Raw genomic sequence first — 14,133 nt, forward strand, 5'->3', positions numbered from 1 at the left:
AGCCGGTGCAACGTCCAGTCGAAGCGAACCGATCACCTCGCCAGCAGTCAACAAAACTACGTTACTAGAGGGTGGAGACATGAAACGTCGTTACAGCTGGCCGTTATGGACAATTGTTGGCTTGGGGGTGTTGCTGATCGCCGTCCATATCGCGCTGCCCTATGTAGTGCGCAATTATCTCAATGAAAAACTCGCTGACATGGGCGACTACCGCGGTCAGGTCACCGATGTGGACCTCGCCCTGTGGCGCGGGGCCTACCGCATCAACGGCCTGAAAATCGTCAAGGTCGACGGCAAGGTGCCGGTGCCGCTGCTGGATGCGCCGGTCATCGACCTCGCTGTCAGCTGGCACTCCCTCTGGTACGACCATGCCGTGGTCGCCGAGGTCGCGTTTGTCAGCCCCGAACTCAACTTCGTCGACGGTGGCCCGGACAAGCGCCAGTCCCAGACCGGTGCGGGCACTGACTGGCGCGCTCAGTTGAACAAGCTGCTGCCGATCACCCTCAACGAGATGCGCATTCAGGACGGCAAGATCACCTTTAACAACTTCAACTCCACGCCGAAGGTGAAAATCGACGCCGACAGCATCAACGCCAGCATCTTTAACCTGACCAACGTCGAAGACAAAGCCGGCAAGCGCGATGCCCGCTTCGAGGGCAAGGCCATGCTGCTGGGCCATGCGCCGCTGGAAAGCACTGCGACCTTCGACCCGTTCAGCCTGGAGGATTTCGACTTCAAGCTACGCGCGACCGGTATCCAGCTCAAGCGCCTGAACGACTTCGCGTCGGCGTACGGCAAATTCGATTTCAACGCGGGGGACGGCGACGTGGTCATCGAAGCCCAGGCCACCAATGGCCAGCTCAGTGGCTACATCAAGCCCCTGCTGCGTAATGTCGATGTATTTGACTGGCAGCAGGACGTCGAGAACCAGAACAAAGGCTTCTTCCGCTCGATCTGGGAAGCCGTGGTCGGCGGCAGCGAAACAGTGCTCAAGAACCAGGGGAAGAACCAGTTCGCCACCCGCGTCGAACTCAGCGGCAGTGTTCACAAACAGGACATCAATGCGTTCGAAGCGTTTTTGCAGATCCTGCGCAATGCCTTCGTGAAGGCGTTCAACACGCGGTATGACAGTGGCAAGAGCGAGGCGAAATAAACGCAGCGGGTTGACTGGAACATCCCTATAGGAGTGAGCTTGCTCGCGAAGCGTTTAGTCAGCGATGACCTTGATCGCTGACACGCTTCTCTCGCGAGTCCGCTCACTCGCCATCTTCGCCTGCCTCCTTGTCGATTCCGGCTGCCTTGTCGACACCGCCCCCTTTGTCAACGCCATAGGCCGCACGCTTCTCGGCCAGCAACACGCCACTGCCTGACTGATTCTGCAACGCATCCCATCCCAGACACGCTAGCGCCAAGGTGCGCGGTGCCGCCTCGCTGCCGTTGGTGTAGCGAGTGATGCTGCGCGTGCTGACGCCCAGCGCTTCGGCCGCCATGGCCAGCGGCAGCCCGGTGCGCGCGCGCCAGCCGATGAATATCCGCGTGTTCTCATCAGTGGCGGCCTGCGCCTTGGAGTCCAGGTAGAGGGTATCGGCGCCAATCTGGATGTCGGCCTCGTCCCACTCGACGGTCCAGCCGTCGTCGCCAATCTGTGCCTGCTTGAAAATGTCCGGATCCTTGAGCGGTTGCAGCCCCGGAAATGCACCAATGTCGCTGCTCAGGTCGAGGACGTACTTCATGTCGTTGATGAATGTCAGCGCCAATTGTTGATGAGCCAGCGCCTCTACGGTCTTGAGGCGTGGACGTTTCATGGATGCCATCGTTTCCATTGCTCCAGCAATTCTGTTTGGTGGGCCCTTACCCATTCGAGCGCCTCCCTGAGTACGCCGGCCGGGGCGTGGCCGAGCATGGGTTCAACCAACTGCAGACAGATCAACACATCCAGCCCGCCACCGGTGAGGTGCATGTGAGGCGGCAGGTGATCCTTTTCCCGCAGTTGAATCCTGTATTTGTCCCTGAATCTGTATTTAGTCGACATGCGCAGGAAGGTATCGCTATTTTGGCGATACCTCAATGGTGGTTACAATTTTCTTCCCGGTCAGACCGTGACGCTCCATTCAGATACTGAATAAAGCGTCTGCGTTCACAGTCGCGCGGGGTGCGCGGTATAGTCGCTGCATTCTTTGCGCCCTATCTTTCGCGGTTCAGGCCACTGGTCCGTTCGCGCTGTTCGAGGATTTTCCCGATGAAATTCGAAGGCACCCATGCCTACGTCGCCACCGACGATCTGAAGCTTGCGGTCAATGCCGCCATCACCCTGGAGCGCCCGCTGCTGGTCAAGGGCGAGCCCGGCACCGGCAAGACCATGCTCGCCGAGCAACTGGCCGAGTCCTTCGGCGCGCGGCTGATCACCTGGCACATCAAGTCCACCACCAAGGCGCACCAGGGCCTCTATGAGTACGACGCGGTCAGCCGCCTGCGCGACTCGCAGCTGGGCGTCGACAAAGTCCACGACGTGCGCAATTACCTGAAGAAAGGCAAGCTCTGGGAAGCCTTTGAATCCGAAGAGCGGGTCATTCTGCTGATCGACGAGATCGACAAGGCGGACATCGAATTCCCCAACGACCTGCTGCAAGAACTCGACAAGATGGAGTTCTACGTTTACGAGATCGACGAGACGATCAAGGCCAAAAAGCGCCCGATCATCATCATTACGTCCAACAACGAAAAAGAGCTGCCTGACGCCTTTCTGCGCCGCTGTTTCTTTCATTACATCGCGTTCCCTGACCGCAGCACCCTGCAGAAGATCGTCGACGTGCATTACCCGAACATCAAGAAGGATCTGGTCAGCGAAGCGCTGGACGTGTTCTTCGACGTGCGCAAAGTCCCGGGCCTGAAGAAAAAGCCCTCGACCTCCGAACTGGTGGACTGGCTCAAACTGCTGATGGCCGACAACATCGGCGAAGCGGTACTGCGCGAGCGCGACCCCACCAAAGCCATCCCGCCGCTGGCCGGTGCGCTGGTCAAGAACGAGCAGGACGTGCATCTGCTCGAACGCCTCGCGTTCATGAGTCGTCGCGGCAATCGCTGAGCCTTTTCTGGTCAAGCTTATTTAGATCAAGGGCGGGACGCCGATTATGTTGCTCAACCTGTTCAACGAAATGCGCGCGGCCAAAGTGCCGGTATCGTTGCGTGAACTGCTCGACCTCATCAGTGCGCTGAAGCAGCGCGTGACGTTCGCTGACATGGACGAGTTCTATTACTTGTCGCGCACGATTCTGGTGAAGGACGAGCGCCATTTCGACAAGTTCGACCGGGCGTTCGGCGCTTACTTCAATGGCCTGGAAAAGCTCGACGATCACTTGCAGGCGCTGATCCCCGAGGACTGGCTGCGCAAGGAATTCGAGCGCTCGCTGACCGCTGAAGAGCGCGCGCAGATCCAGTCGCTGGGTGGCCTGGACAAACTGATCGAGGAATTCAAGAAGCGTCTGGAAGAGCAAAAGGAGCGCCACGCCGGCGGCAATAAATGGATCGGCACCGGCGGCACCAGTCCCTTTGGCTCAGGCGGTTACAACCCCGAGGGGATTCGGGTGGGCGACGCCGGCCAGCGTCAGGGCAAGGCCGCAAAGGTTTGGGATCAGCGCGAGTACAAGAACCTCGATGATGGGGTTGAGCTGGGCACGCGCAACATCAAAGTGGCGCTGCGGCGTCTGCGGAAGTTCGCGCGCCAGGGTGCGGCGGACGAACTGGACATCGACGGAACCATCGACCATACCGCCCGCGACGCCGGGCTGCTGAACATCCAGATGCGTCCCGAACGCCGCAACACCATCAAGCTGTTGCTGCTGTTCGACATCGGCGGTTCGATGGACGCCCACGTGAAGATCTGCGAAGAACTGTTCTCGGCCTGCAAGACCGAGTTCAAGCACATGGAGTACTTCTACTTTCATAACTTCGTTTACGAATCGGTGTGGAAGAACAACCAGAGGCGCACCTCCGAGCGCACCCCTACCCAGGACCTGCTGCATAAATACGGCGCCGACTACAAAGTGATCTTTATCGGCGACGCTTCCATGGCGCCCTACGAAATCACCCAACCGGGCGGCAGCGTCGAACACTGGAACGAAGAAGCGGGTTACGTCTGGATGCAGCGATTCATGGCCAAGTTCAAGAAGATCATCTGGATCAATCCGTACCCCAAAGACGCTTGGGCCTACACCACCTCCACCAACATCGTGCGCGACTTGATCGAAGATCAGATGTACCCGCTGACACTGCGCGGGCTGGAGGAAGGGATGCGGTATCTGGCGAAGTAATGCTGAGACCGTAGGAGCGTGGCTTGTCCCGCGATCGCCGACGCAGTCGTCGTAAAACCGGATTGTGGCGTCCATCACGCGGAACGCATTTCCGAATTGCTGCCGGTTCCCGGCAGATCGCGGGACAAGCCACGCTCCTACAGCGGACGGCGGACGAGATCCTGGAACCCCACCTGCTCCCGATGGGCCACGTCCTGCACCACCGCTTTCATCCGCACCACACTCCCCGGAAGTTTCTGCGCCAGCCGCGCCAGTGACAGCGGCGTCAGCGCGCCGAGCCTTGGATAGCCGCCGATGGTCTGACGGTCGTTGAGCAGGACGATCGGCTGGCCGTCCGGCGGGACCTGGATAGCACCGAGCGGGATGCCTTCGGAGATCATCGGTTTGCCTTGGTAAACCAGCTCCGGCCCCAGCAGGCGCATGCCCATGCGGTCGGCGCGGCTGTCGAGGGTCCAGTCGCTATTGAACGCATCGAACAGGCTCAAGCCGCTGAACTGGCCGATCTGTGCACCGAGAACGACATCCAGCGGACGCTGTTCGGAAAAGTCAGGGATGAGGTGACCGGGCAGCGCGTGAAGCTCAAATGACGCACCTGAATAGGTCAGTTGATCGCCTTCAGCCAGCGCTTTGCCGTTTCCTTCGAGCCCGCCCAGCCCTTCACGTGTGACGGTGGCGCAGCTGCCGAGCACATCGACCGCCGCAAATCCGCCGGGCGCCGCGAGGTAGGCGCGGGCACCGTTGATGGGCCGGGTAAAACGTAGCTGCTGGCCTTTGCGCACGAAGAAGCTGCGCCACGGCGCCATCGGTCGATCGTCGAGCATGGCGCCCAGATCCGCACCGGCCAGGGCCAGGCAGCAGTCGGATTCGGCCAGCAGCGTCAGGCCGCCCAGGGTCACTTCAATAACGGCAGCGTCCAGCGCGTTGTTCAGCAGTTTATTGGCCCACGACATCGACACCCAGTCCAGTGCCCCGCCCTGGGTGACGCCAAGGTGCCGCACGCCAAACCGTCCCGCGTCCTGCAACAGGCACAGCGGCGTGCTGCCTTTAACCGTCAACATGCTCATGCCAAGCCCTCCAGCGGCGTGTCGTCGCCGCCCAGGCGAATAAACTCGGCGTGATCAATGGCGGCAAACCGCACCGTATCGCCAGGCTGCATCAGACTGTAGCCGTCGATTCCGCGATCAAAGAGTTTGGCCGGGGTGCGCCCGAGGATGTTCCAGCCGCCGGGTGACTCCAGTGGATAGGCCGCGGTTTGCCGCTCTGCGATGCCGACACTCCCGGCAGCAACGCGCTTGCGGGGTGTCTTGATCCGCGGCGCGGCGAGGACCTCTTCCACCAGCCCCATGAACGCGAACCCCGGCACGAACCCGAGCGCGAAGACTTGATACTCGCGCTGGCTGTGGCGGCGAATCACCTCCTCAACCGATAACCCGCTGCGCGTCGATAACAGGCTTAACTCGGGCCCGACGCTGAGGTCGTACCAGACCGGCAACACATGCTGCCGGCCGCTTTGGGCGGCATCGGGTGCAAGGCCGGTCAGCGCCTCGGTAATGATTGCCCGAGCCTGTGTCGGACTCAGCGCCAACAGATCGTAATGCACCATCAGCGTGGTGTAGGACGGCACCAGATCAATCAAATGTGCAGCGAAACCCTCCCGCAGACGCAACGTCGCGGCGAGCATCCACGGCATGTTGGTCTCGTCGATGGCGTCGAACAGGCGGACCATCAGGCAATCGATGGCGACAACTTCGATGCGCAGGTTCACAGGGCAGACGGTCCGGCGTCAGCGCTGTTCAAGGCCTGACGAATACGCTGAACTGCATCAATGGAGCTGGCGTTGTCGCCGTGCACGCACAAGGTGTGGGCCTGGAGTCGCAGCTCGCTGCCATCACTGGCGATCAAGGCTTCGCCTCGGGACAACGTCATGGCCTGGGCGATGATGACGTCTGCATCGTGGTGCACAGCGCCGGGAAGGTTGCGCGAGACCAGACGCCCCACATTGTCGTAGGCCCTATCGGCAAAGGCCTCGAACCACAGCGTGACGCCGAATTCATCGGCAATCGCCTGCGCTGCCGCGTTGTCGCGCATGGCCAGCAGCATCAGCGGCAGTTCCGGGTTGTAACGGGCGATGGCTTCGATGACGGCGCGCAGTTGCGTCGGGTTGGCCATCATGTCGTTGTACATCGCGCCGTGGGGTTTGACGTAGCTGACGCGGCTGCCTTGAGCCCGGCAAACACCGTCGAGCGCGCCGATCTGGTAATGCAGCAGGTCTTGAGTTTCCTGCGGTGAACAGGCCATCGAGCGACGACCGAAACCTACCAGATCCTGATAAGCCGGGTGCGCGCCGATGGTGACGTTGTTGGCCAGCGCCAGCGCGACGGTCTTGCGCATGACACTCGGATCGCCGGCGTGGAAGCCGCAGGCGATGTTGGCGCAATCGATGTAGGGCATGACCTCGGCGTCCAGACCCATGGTCCAGGCGCCGTAGCTTTCGCCGATATCACAATTCAATAACAGGCGGCTCAAAGGCGTGACTCCTGTGCGAACGAAACGGGGAGAAGCTCGAGTGTACGCGCGGGATAATCAGGTTGGCAGCGCGGGACACGGGGCTGTGCGGATGGGAGCATTCTTCGGCGCGGATGGCCGAAGCGTCCAACTAATTAAAGCGCGGGGGGAGGATAAGAAAAAGTGAACAGTGCGAGGGATCTTTACTGACTGGGATGGCCCCTTACCGGCTGAAGCCGGTCCTACGGGTGCGCGGGGTGTTCTGCTAAATCGCCTTCCCGGCTAAAGCCGGTCCTACGAAGTACGCATCATTGTAGGACCGGCTTTAGCCGGGAAGGCGTCGGCGGCATCACCGTCAACGCAAGCCAAGCCGGGCAATCCGTCTCAGCGCCAGTCGCGCCCCACCGGCCGCACGTGGTGGCGGCCGACAAACAACCAGTCGATGAACACCACAATACTTTCGATAACCAGCGAGAACAGCAGCGCGCACAGCAGGCCCCAACCGATGACTTCCGGCGACAACAGCACCTGCCAGGTGTAGCCATTCCAGGTTTCGTTGCGGATGCCGGTGTCGGCAGCCGTCAGCACATGCCAGGCGCGGGAGTACCATGGGCCTTGAAGCGCCAGCCATTCCCGGTCAAGGGTCTGATTGCGGCTAAGCAGGTTGCTGATGTTGTCGGCATCGGTGCGGAACACCGGGTCATCGCTGCTGCGGTAATGCTGGATCAGCGCCTGCACGTCGCCATTGAAGAACCGCTGGGCGGTCTCGTTATAGCCGCGCAGGCTTTGTTGCGCTTCCAGCATGTGCGCTTCGACGCGCTTGCTGTAATCGCTGATGAAGCCTGGAATCTGCACGCCTATCAACAGGCCTGCGGTGAACAACACCAGTCGTATATAGCTGCGCAGCATAGATCCCTCTCTTTCAGGCCGAGCCTTCGGCAACGCATTCGCCGCGGCGCCAAAGACTCCAGTGACCTGGCTCATAGCGATTCCAGGTCTCGTTTTCGGTCAGCGGCTCGGTGGCAATCACCGTCACCACATCGTTGGGCGTGGTTTCCGCCTGGAAATCGACGATGACGTCGACGTCTTTCAGGCGTGCCGGCCCAAACGGGGCGCGGCGGGTGATGTGCACCAGCTTGGTCGAACAGTAGCAAAACAGCCAGTCGCCATCACTGAGCAGCGCATTGAACACGCCTTTGCTGCGGTATTCGTCGCAGGCTTGCACCAGGGCCGGCAGCAGCTGCTCGATCTCGACCGGCTCGGGGAACCCTTCACGGACACGGTTGAGCAGATCGCAGAACGCCGCTTCACTATCCGTGTCGCCCACCGGCCGATAGAAGGTCGCGCCGGGATGAAAATCCGCGAGCTGACCATTGTGGGCGAAACACCAGTTGCGCCCCCACAGTTCGCGCACGAAAGGATGGGTGTTGGACAGACAGACCTTGCCGACGTTGGCCTGACGGATGTGGCCGATGACCACTTCGCTCTTGATGGGATAACGCTGGACCAGCTGCGCGACTTCCGACTCGCTGCTTGCGGCGGGGTCCTGAAACAGGCGCAGGCCACGGCCTTCATAGAAACCGATGCCCCAACCGTCGCGGTGCGGACCGGTACGACCACCACGCTGCATCAGCCCGGTAAAGCTGAACACGATGTCCGTCGGTACGTTGGCACTCATGCCCAGAAGTTCACACATGCGCAGGTCTCGGTGCGTTCAAGCACGCGTCTGGGAAGATGCCGGTCACGATCACAGTTTGGGTTCGACGCGATGGCGGCCGCTCGGCGCCGGCGTTGAGGCAGCCACTGACGTTGTCGCGGGCGACTGGCTGGCGAAGCGCCCTGCGGCCTGGTCTGCGTAAGGCTCGTCGTGTTCCTTCTGTTCGGCGGCGGCCTGCGCAGCGGCAGCTTCGGCGTGGGCCAGACGGGCTTTTTTCTTGCGCAGGAACGGCAAGCGGATCAAGGCGTAAATCAGGTAGAGGCCCAGGGCGATGGCGCCGTAGGTGGCGAGGTCGAGCACGGCGCGCCAGACGTTGTTGCCGACTTTCAGCGCCAGATCCAGCACGCTGATCGCCAGCGCCGGGGCGTATTGATCCTTGGCCGGATCGACGATCGTCGGGCAGAACAACAGCACGGCGCCGATCACGCGCAAGGGTTCGCGCAGGTAGCGCCACATCCAGCCGGTCAGCTTGAACCACACCAACAGACAGCCCAACGCGGCGAACGCGTAGAGGCCCCAGGCAATCAGATAGTCGTTGTCGGTCATGACGTCCGTGGTAAGGCAGGTAAAGAGGCGCTTATGATAACGACTTTTCACCAGCCCGGCTTCCCCGGCTTCAGTTATCGGTTTGCCGTATGTCCAGCACCCGGCAGCGCGACCGATCCCTTTCAGATGAGCCCACGTGAGAGAGCCCAGCATGCCTTCCGCCCCACATATTTCCAACGCCCCCGTCGCCCGCCAGGCTGACGGCGCCGACCCGTACGCCTGGCTGCAAAACCGCGACACCGATGAAGTGCTCGATTACCTCAAGGCCGAAAACGCCTGGCAGGAACAGCAGCTCGCCGACCAGCAGCCGTTGCGCGAAACCCTGTTTCAGGAGATCAAGGGTCGTATTCTCGAAACCGACCTGTCACTGCCCTCCCCCTGGGGCCCGTATCTTTATTACACCCGCACCACCGAGGGTGACGAATACGCCCGTCACTACCGATGCCCGCGTCCGGCCGATGACTCCCAGACCCTCGACGAAAGCGCTGAAGAGTTGCTGCTCGACCCGAACGAGCTGGCCGGCGGTGGCTTCTTCTCCCTCGGTGCCTTCAGCATCAGCCCCGACCATCAGCGCCTGGCCTACAGCCTCGACACCAGCGGCGAGGAGGTTTATCAGCTGTACGTCAAGGAACTGAGCAGCGGCGCGGTCAGCAGCCTGCCGTTCGAAGACTGCGACGGCAGCATGACCTGGGCCAACGACAGCCAGACGCTTTTCTTCGGCGAACTGGACGACACCCATCGTCCGCACAAGCTTTACCGCCACAAGCTGGGCGAAGTATCCGCCGAGCTGGTGTTCAGCGAGCCTGACGGGCGCTTCTTCCTGCATTGCTACCGCAGCAGCTCGGAGCGGCAGTTGATCGTCGGGCTGGACAGCAAGACCACCAGCGAGGCCTGGGTGCTGGACGCCGGTACACCCGAGCAGGCGTTCGTGTGCATGGCGCCGCGCAGCGAGGGGCACGAATACTCAGTGGACCACGGGCTGATTGAGGGCAAGTGGAGCTGGGTCATCCGCAGCAATCAGGACGGCATCAACTTCGCGCTGTACAACGCTCCGGAAAAAAGCGATGGCATCCCGGAGCGGAGCGACTGGCAGAACCTGATTGCCCACAGCGAGACGGTCATGCTCGACGGTTTCAGCCTCAACGCCAAAGGCCTGACCTTGAGCCTGCGCGAAGGCGGTTTGCCGATCGTCGAAGTGCATCCCCAGGGGCTGCCGGCGTACCGCGTGCAACTGCCGGATGCGGCGTACAACCTGTATGTGCAGGACACCCTTGAGTTTGAGAGCGACAAAATTCGTCTGCGCTATCAATCGCTGAATCGTCCGCCGCAGGTGTGGCAATTGTCGCTGGCCACCGGGGAAAAAATCGTACTCAAAGAAACGCCGGTGCTAGGTGTATTCGACGCCGATGCCTACGTCAGCCAGCGATTGTGGGCGACCGCCGCCGACGGTACGCAAGTGCCGATCAGCCTGGTGGTCAAGCGCGAGTTGGCCGGTCAGACCGTTCCGCTGTATCTGTATGGCTATGGCGCGTACGGCGAAAGCCTCGACCCGTGGTTTTCCCATGCGCGGCTGAGCCTGCTTGATCGAGGTATTGCTTTCGCCATCGCCCATGTGCGCGGCGGCGGTGAGCTGGGCGAGGCCTGGTACCGCAACGGTAAGCAAGAGCACAAGCAAAACACTTTCAGTGACTTCATCGCCTGTGCCGAACACTTGATAGCGGAGAACATCACCACTGCCGAACAGCTGGTCATCAGCGGTGGCAGTGCCGGCGGCTTGTTGATCGGCGCGGTAGTGAACCAGCGTCCGGCGCTGTTCAAGGCGGCCATCGCTGAAGTGCCGTTCGTCGATGTCCTGAACACCATGCTCGACCCTGATCTGCCCCTGACCGTCACCGAGTACGACGAGTGGGGCAACCCGCAGGAGCCGGATGTTCACGCGCGGATCAAGGCCTACGCGCCTTATGAAAACGTCACGGCGCAGGATTATCCGGCGATGCTGGTGATCGCGGGCTATAACGACAGTCGCGTGCAGTATTGGGAAGCGGCCAAGTGGGTGGCAAAACTGCGTGATCGAAAAACCGACGACAACCTGCTGTTGCTCAAGACCGAACTGGGTGCAGGCCACGGCGGCATGAGCGGTCGTTATCAGGGATTACGTGACGTAGCACTCGAATACGGATTTATTCTGAACGTGCTGAAAATGGCCTGACGAAAACTGCGCGGGCGGTGTGTCACGTGGCAAGCCCCTGGACGCTGTAAAGTCCGGGGCTGCTCTCACGCCAGCCAGTGCTTTACGCAATCTCCCAGAACACTCAACAAGAACTCGCCATGTCTACATTGCTCAACTCTTCGTCACTGAATAAAGAAATCCGCGACATGCTGATGGACTGCGGTCTGTTCATCGCCCTGACGCCGGCGGAATTTGCCGCCGCTGCGGGGTACTTCAGCATCAGCAGCATTGAAAAGGGCGACGCGATCTTCAACGAAGGCGACGCCGGCACGTTCATGTGCATCATTCATTCGGGCACGGTGTCGGTGCAGAAGCTCAACAGCGACGGCCAGCCGGTGGAGACCGCCATTCTGCGCAGCGGCCGCGCGTTTGGCGAAATGGCGGTGCTGGACGGCGAACGCCGCTCGGCGACGTGCATCGCCGCTTCGTCGTGCTATCTGCTGAACCTGGGCAAGGATTCGCTGGACAAGATGCTCAACGAGGCGCCGAAAGTGGCGGCGAAGATCATCCGCGCGGTCGCGGTGGCCATGTCAAAGCGGCTGCGCATGATGGACGGTCAGGTGGTGACGCAGCAGGATTGAGAGCGCCGAGGGTGATTCAGGGATTTGACTTGGCCGACGGCTGCAGTCCCGGCAAGGGGTCATCGTCCTTTGGCGGACCTGGCTGGGGAATCTTCGGCAGCAGCGGCGGGTTGCCCTGCCCGCCTGCATGGGGAACGCCCGGCGGGGCCACTTGCGGGTAAGGCGTCGGTGTTGCAGTGCCCGGCGAACCCTCGGAAGCCGCGATGGGCTCGGGCGTATTCAGAACCGGCTGCAGGCTCTCGGCAGACGCTTGCGACACGCCGAGCACAGTGATGACAATCGTCAGTAGAATGGAGCACTTCATCGTTGGCCTCCCCTGCCAATCTTTCGCTTACCGCTCAGGCTACTCCTGCGCAACGCATCGCGCTCTGACAAATTGCGCTGCCTGCGGCCCAACCCTTTGACGAGTTATCCATGAAACGTTTTGTTCTGCTCGACACCACTCCGATCCCCGATAACGGCGGCGCCTTGTGCCTGTTCGAGTACGGCGAAGATTTTGTCATCAAGATTCAGGGCGGCGACGGCGGCCAGTTGATGAACACGCGCATGCACGGCTCCGAAGACGCCCTGGCCGAAATCCCCTGCAAGAAGGTGGCCTCACGTATCAGCCCGCGGGTATTGATCGGCGGACTGGGCATGGGCTTTACCCTGGCGTCGGCACTCAAGCACCTGGGCAAGAACGGCGAAGTAGTAGTCGCCGAGCTGGTGCCCGGCGTGGTCGAGTGGAATCGCGGCGCGCTGGGCGAGAAATCGGGCAATCCGTTGCAGGACCCGCGCGCAAAGGTGGTGATACAGGACGTCGCTCAGGTACTCAAGGCCGAACCCCAGGGCTTTGACGCGATCATGCTGGACGTCGACAACGGCCCTGAGGGCCTGACGCAAAAATCCAACAGCTGGCTGTACTCGGCCGGCGGTCTCGCCGCCTGTGCCAGCGCGCTACGCCCAAAAGGCGTGCTGGCCGTGTGGTCCGCCAGCGCTGACGCGGCCTTCAGCGACAAACTGCGCAAGGCCGGTTTCAAAGCCGAAGAGGTCAAGGTCTACGCCCATGGCAACAAGGGCACACGGCATACCATCTGGATCGCTGAAAAACTCAAGGGCTGATCGACGGGCAAAGCGCTAGACTTGCCTGCATTGCTCTCCATCGCCAACAGAACACGAAACAGGTGACGCCATGAGTTCGGCCAACACGCCAACCAACACTTCAAAACTGGACCGCATCCTCGCCGACAACCAGCGTGACCGCGAAATGGGTTATCGCGACAAAGCCCTGCGCATGTACCCGCACGTCTGCGGCCGCTGCGCCCGGGAGTTTGCAGGCAAACGCCTCAGCGAGTTGACCGTTCACCACCGCGACCACAACCACGACAACAACCCCCAGGACGGCTCCAACTGGGAATTGCTGTGCCTGTACTGCCACGACAACGAACACTCGCGTTACACCGATCAGCAATACTTCTCGGAAAGCTCCACCAGCAGTCCGAAAACCGCCAAGGCCACTCACAACCCGTTCGCCGCGCTGGCGGGGTTGATGAAGAAGGACTAGTAGACGAGCTGCAAGTTTTAAGCGGCAAGCTGCAAGCAAGGGCACGGCGGCGCTTATGCGATCATCGCTTGCCAGGCTTGTGGCTTGTGGCTTGTGGCTTGTGGCTTGTGGCTTGTGGCTTGTGGCTTGCCGCTTAAAGCTTAAAGCTGCCTCTTTCCCCTATAATCCCGCGCTTTCTCTGATGAGCACCCTCCCCCGTGGCCAACAAACGCTATGCCTGCATCGGCTTGTTCAACCCCAAATCCCCGGAAAACGTCGGTTCGGTGATGCGCGCAGCAGGCTGCTATGGCGTGGCGTCGGTGTTCTACACCGGAAAGCGCTACGAACGTGCGCGTGATTTCGTCACCGACACCAAGAAGATCCACCAGGACATTCCGCTGATCGGTATCGATGACCTGAGAAAGATCATCCCGCTGGGCTGTGTGCCGGTAGCCGTGGAGCTGGTGGAAGGCGCAAGAGCGCTGCCGGAGTACACCCACCCTGACCGGGCGATCTATATCTTCGGGCCCGAAGACGGTTCGCTGGATAAAGAGATCCGCGATTGGTGCGAAGACGTGGTGTACATCCCCACGACGGGCTGCATGAACCTCGCGGCGACGGTGAACGTCGTGCTTTACGACCGCATGGCCAAAGGCATCAACACCCGCTCTGGCCCGCAGTTCGGACGGGAAACTGACCGCACCTGACGTCCGCGCGCTGAC

At 61.0% G+C, this 14,133-nt stretch carries 17 protein-coding genes; 8 read left to right on the forward strand and 9 right to left on the reverse strand.

What is annotated here, in order from left to right:
- Positions 1–79: 79 nt before the first annotated feature.
- On the forward strand, positions 80–1,153 hold the full coding sequence (locus tag BMY98_RS15440; protein ID WP_074890630.1) for an AsmA family protein: 1,074 nt from the start codon (positions 80–82) through the stop codon (positions 1,151–1,153).
- Positions 1,154–1,256: 103 nt separating this feature from the next.
- Here BMY98_RS15440 and BMY98_RS15445 read toward each other — a convergent pair whose 3' ends face one another.
- Entirely contained in the window at positions 1,257–1,805 is a 549-nt protein-coding gene (locus BMY98_RS15445; protein ID WP_074890632.1) for a DUF2442 domain-containing protein, read from the reverse strand.
- Positions 1,802–2,032 carry a DUF4160 domain-containing protein gene (locus BMY98_RS15450; protein ID WP_074890634.1) on the reverse strand — a complete coding sequence of 77 codons (231 nt, stop codon included), beginning with the start codon at positions 2,030–2,032 and terminating at the stop codon, positions 1,802–1,804. Before BMY98_RS15450 ends, BMY98_RS15445 begins: the two co-directional genes overlap by 4 nt.
- 207 nt (positions 2,033–2,239) lie before the next feature.
- On the opposite strand from BMY98_RS15450, the gene BMY98_RS15455 reads away from it, so the two are divergent.
- Both BMY98_RS15455 and BMY98_RS15460 read left to right on the forward strand, forming a co-directional pair.
- Positions 2,240–3,085, forward strand: coding sequence for an AAA family ATPase (locus BMY98_RS15455; RefSeq protein WP_074890636.1), 846 nt, complete (start codon positions 2,240–2,242; stop codon positions 3,083–3,085).
- Between the two features lie 46 nt (positions 3,086–3,131).
- Positions 3,132–4,310 carry a vWA domain-containing protein gene (locus BMY98_RS15460; protein WP_074890638.1) on the forward strand — a complete coding sequence of 393 codons (1,179 nt, stop codon included), beginning with the start codon at positions 3,132–3,134 and terminating at the stop codon, positions 4,308–4,310.
- 137 nt (positions 4,311–4,447) lie between these two features.
- On the opposite strand, the gene BMY98_RS15465 is transcribed toward BMY98_RS15460, so the two are convergent.
- The 6 genes from BMY98_RS15465 to BMY98_RS15490 form a co-directional block, all read right to left on the reverse strand.
- Positions 4,448–5,374: a 5-oxoprolinase subunit C family protein gene (locus tag BMY98_RS15465; RefSeq protein WP_074890640.1), complete on the reverse strand. Its 927-nt coding sequence runs from the start codon at positions 5,372–5,374 to the stop codon at positions 4,448–4,450.
- Positions 5,371–6,075: a 5-oxoprolinase subunit B family protein gene (locus BMY98_RS15470; RefSeq protein WP_074890642.1), complete on the reverse strand. Its 705-nt coding sequence runs from the start codon at positions 6,073–6,075 to the stop codon at positions 5,371–5,373. The genes BMY98_RS15465 and BMY98_RS15470 overlap by 4 nt, the downstream gene beginning before the upstream one ends.
- Entirely contained in the window at positions 6,072–6,836 is a 765-nt protein-coding gene (locus BMY98_RS15475) for a 5-oxoprolinase subunit PxpA (protein ID WP_074890644.1), read from the reverse strand. Before BMY98_RS15475 ends, BMY98_RS15470 begins: the two co-directional genes overlap by 4 nt.
- Positions 6,837–7,199: 363 nt before the next feature.
- Positions 7,200–7,724, reverse strand: a complete 525-nt coding sequence (locus tag BMY98_RS15480; protein ID WP_074890646.1) for a DUF2937 family protein — start codon at positions 7,722–7,724, stop codon at positions 7,200–7,202.
- Between the two features lie 13 nt (positions 7,725–7,737).
- Positions 7,738–8,511, reverse strand: coding sequence for a class II glutamine amidotransferase (locus BMY98_RS15485; protein WP_074890647.1), 774 nt, complete (start codon positions 8,509–8,511; stop codon positions 7,738–7,740).
- A 51-nt stretch (positions 8,512–8,562) separates the two neighbouring features.
- Positions 8,563–9,078 (reverse strand): MFS transporter, encoded by a 516-nt coding sequence (locus BMY98_RS15490; protein WP_074890717.1) that lies wholly within the window; start codon positions 9,076–9,078, stop codon positions 8,563–8,565.
- 151 nt (positions 9,079–9,229) lie between these two features.
- Between BMY98_RS15490 and BMY98_RS15495 the strand changes: the two genes are divergently transcribed.
- Both BMY98_RS15495 and BMY98_RS15500 read left to right on the forward strand, forming a co-directional pair.
- Entirely contained in the window at positions 9,230–11,287 is a 2,058-nt protein-coding gene (locus tag BMY98_RS15495; RefSeq protein ID WP_074890649.1) for a S9 family peptidase, read from the forward strand.
- A gap of 119 nt (positions 11,288–11,406) precedes the next feature.
- On the forward strand, positions 11,407–11,889 hold the full coding sequence (locus tag BMY98_RS15500; protein ID WP_074890651.1) for a Crp/Fnr family transcriptional regulator: 483 nt from the start codon (positions 11,407–11,409) through the stop codon (positions 11,887–11,889).
- Positions 11,890–11,905: 16 nt separating this feature from the next.
- Here BMY98_RS15500 and BMY98_RS15505 read toward each other — a convergent pair whose 3' ends face one another.
- On the reverse strand, positions 11,906–12,193 hold the full coding sequence (locus BMY98_RS15505) for a hypothetical protein (RefSeq protein ID WP_074890653.1): 288 nt from the start codon (positions 12,191–12,193) through the stop codon (positions 11,906–11,908).
- 110 nt (positions 12,194–12,303) lie between these two features.
- On the opposite strand from BMY98_RS15505, the gene BMY98_RS15510 reads away from it, so the two are divergent.
- From BMY98_RS15510 to BMY98_RS15520, 3 genes are all read left to right on the forward strand, one after another.
- Positions 12,304–12,990: a spermidine synthase gene (locus BMY98_RS15510; protein ID WP_074890655.1), complete on the forward strand. Its 687-nt coding sequence runs from the start codon at positions 12,304–12,306 to the stop codon at positions 12,988–12,990.
- Positions 12,991–13,060: 70 nt separating this feature from the next.
- Positions 13,061–13,432, forward strand: coding sequence for a YajD family HNH nuclease (locus BMY98_RS15515; RefSeq protein ID WP_074890657.1), 372 nt, complete (start codon positions 13,061–13,063; stop codon positions 13,430–13,432).
- A 197-nt stretch (positions 13,433–13,629) separates the two neighbouring features.
- Positions 13,630–14,118, forward strand: a complete 489-nt coding sequence (locus BMY98_RS15520; protein ID WP_065986778.1) for an RNA methyltransferase — start codon at positions 13,630–13,632, stop codon at positions 14,116–14,118.
- Positions 14,119–14,133 lie beyond the last annotated feature (15 nt).

It is taken from the genome of Pseudomonas graminis (assembly GCF_900111735.1).
GTDB lineage: Bacteria > Pseudomonadota > Gammaproteobacteria > Pseudomonadales > Pseudomonadaceae > Aquipseudomonas > Aquipseudomonas graminis.

Excerpts from the sequence above, each read along its gene's own strand:
- BMY98_RS15440 (WP_074890630.1), top strand. The coding sequence starts at position 80 with ATGAAACGTCGTTACAGCTGGCCGTTATGGACAATTGTTGGCTTGGGG.
- BMY98_RS15495 (WP_074890649.1), top strand. The coding sequence starts at position 9,230 with ATGCCTTCCGCCCCACATATTTCCAACGCCCCCGTCGCCCGCCAGGCT.
- BMY98_RS15460 (WP_074890638.1), top strand. The coding sequence starts at position 3,132 with ATGTTGCTCAACCTGTTCAACGAAATGCGCGCGGCCAAAGTGCCGGTA.
- BMY98_RS15485 (WP_074890647.1), bottom strand. The coding sequence starts at position 8,511 with ATGTGTGAACTTCTGGGCATGAGTGCCAACGTACCGACGGACATCGTG.
- BMY98_RS15455 (WP_074890636.1), top strand. The coding sequence starts at position 2,240 with ATGAAATTCGAAGGCACCCATGCCTACGTCGCCACCGACGATCTGAAG.
- BMY98_RS15480 (WP_074890646.1), bottom strand. The coding sequence starts at position 7,724 with ATGCTGCGCAGCTATATACGACTGGTGTTGTTCACCGCAGGCCTGTTG.
- BMY98_RS15515 (WP_074890657.1), top strand. The coding sequence starts at position 13,061 with ATGAGTTCGGCCAACACGCCAACCAACACTTCAAAACTGGACCGCATC.
- BMY98_RS15505 (WP_074890653.1), bottom strand. The coding sequence starts at position 12,193 with ATGAAGTGCTCCATTCTACTGACGATTGTCATCACTGTGCTCGGCGTG.
- BMY98_RS15490 (WP_074890717.1), bottom strand. The coding sequence starts at position 9,078 with ATGACCGACAACGACTATCTGATTGCCTGGGGCCTCTACGCGTTCGCC.
- BMY98_RS15465 (WP_074890640.1), bottom strand. The coding sequence starts at position 5,374 with ATGAGCATGTTGACGGTTAAAGGCAGCACGCCGCTGTGCCTGTTGCAG.
- BMY98_RS15450 (WP_074890634.1), bottom strand. The coding sequence starts at position 2,032 with ATGTCGACTAAATACAGATTCAGGGACAAATACAGGATTCAACTGCGG.
- BMY98_RS15445 (WP_074890632.1), bottom strand. The coding sequence starts at position 1,805 with ATGAAACGTCCACGCCTCAAGACCGTAGAGGCGCTGGCTCATCAACAA.
- BMY98_RS15510 (WP_074890655.1), top strand. The coding sequence starts at position 12,304 with ATGAAACGTTTTGTTCTGCTCGACACCACTCCGATCCCCGATAACGGC.
- BMY98_RS15500 (WP_074890651.1), top strand. The coding sequence starts at position 11,407 with ATGTCTACATTGCTCAACTCTTCGTCACTGAATAAAGAAATCCGCGAC.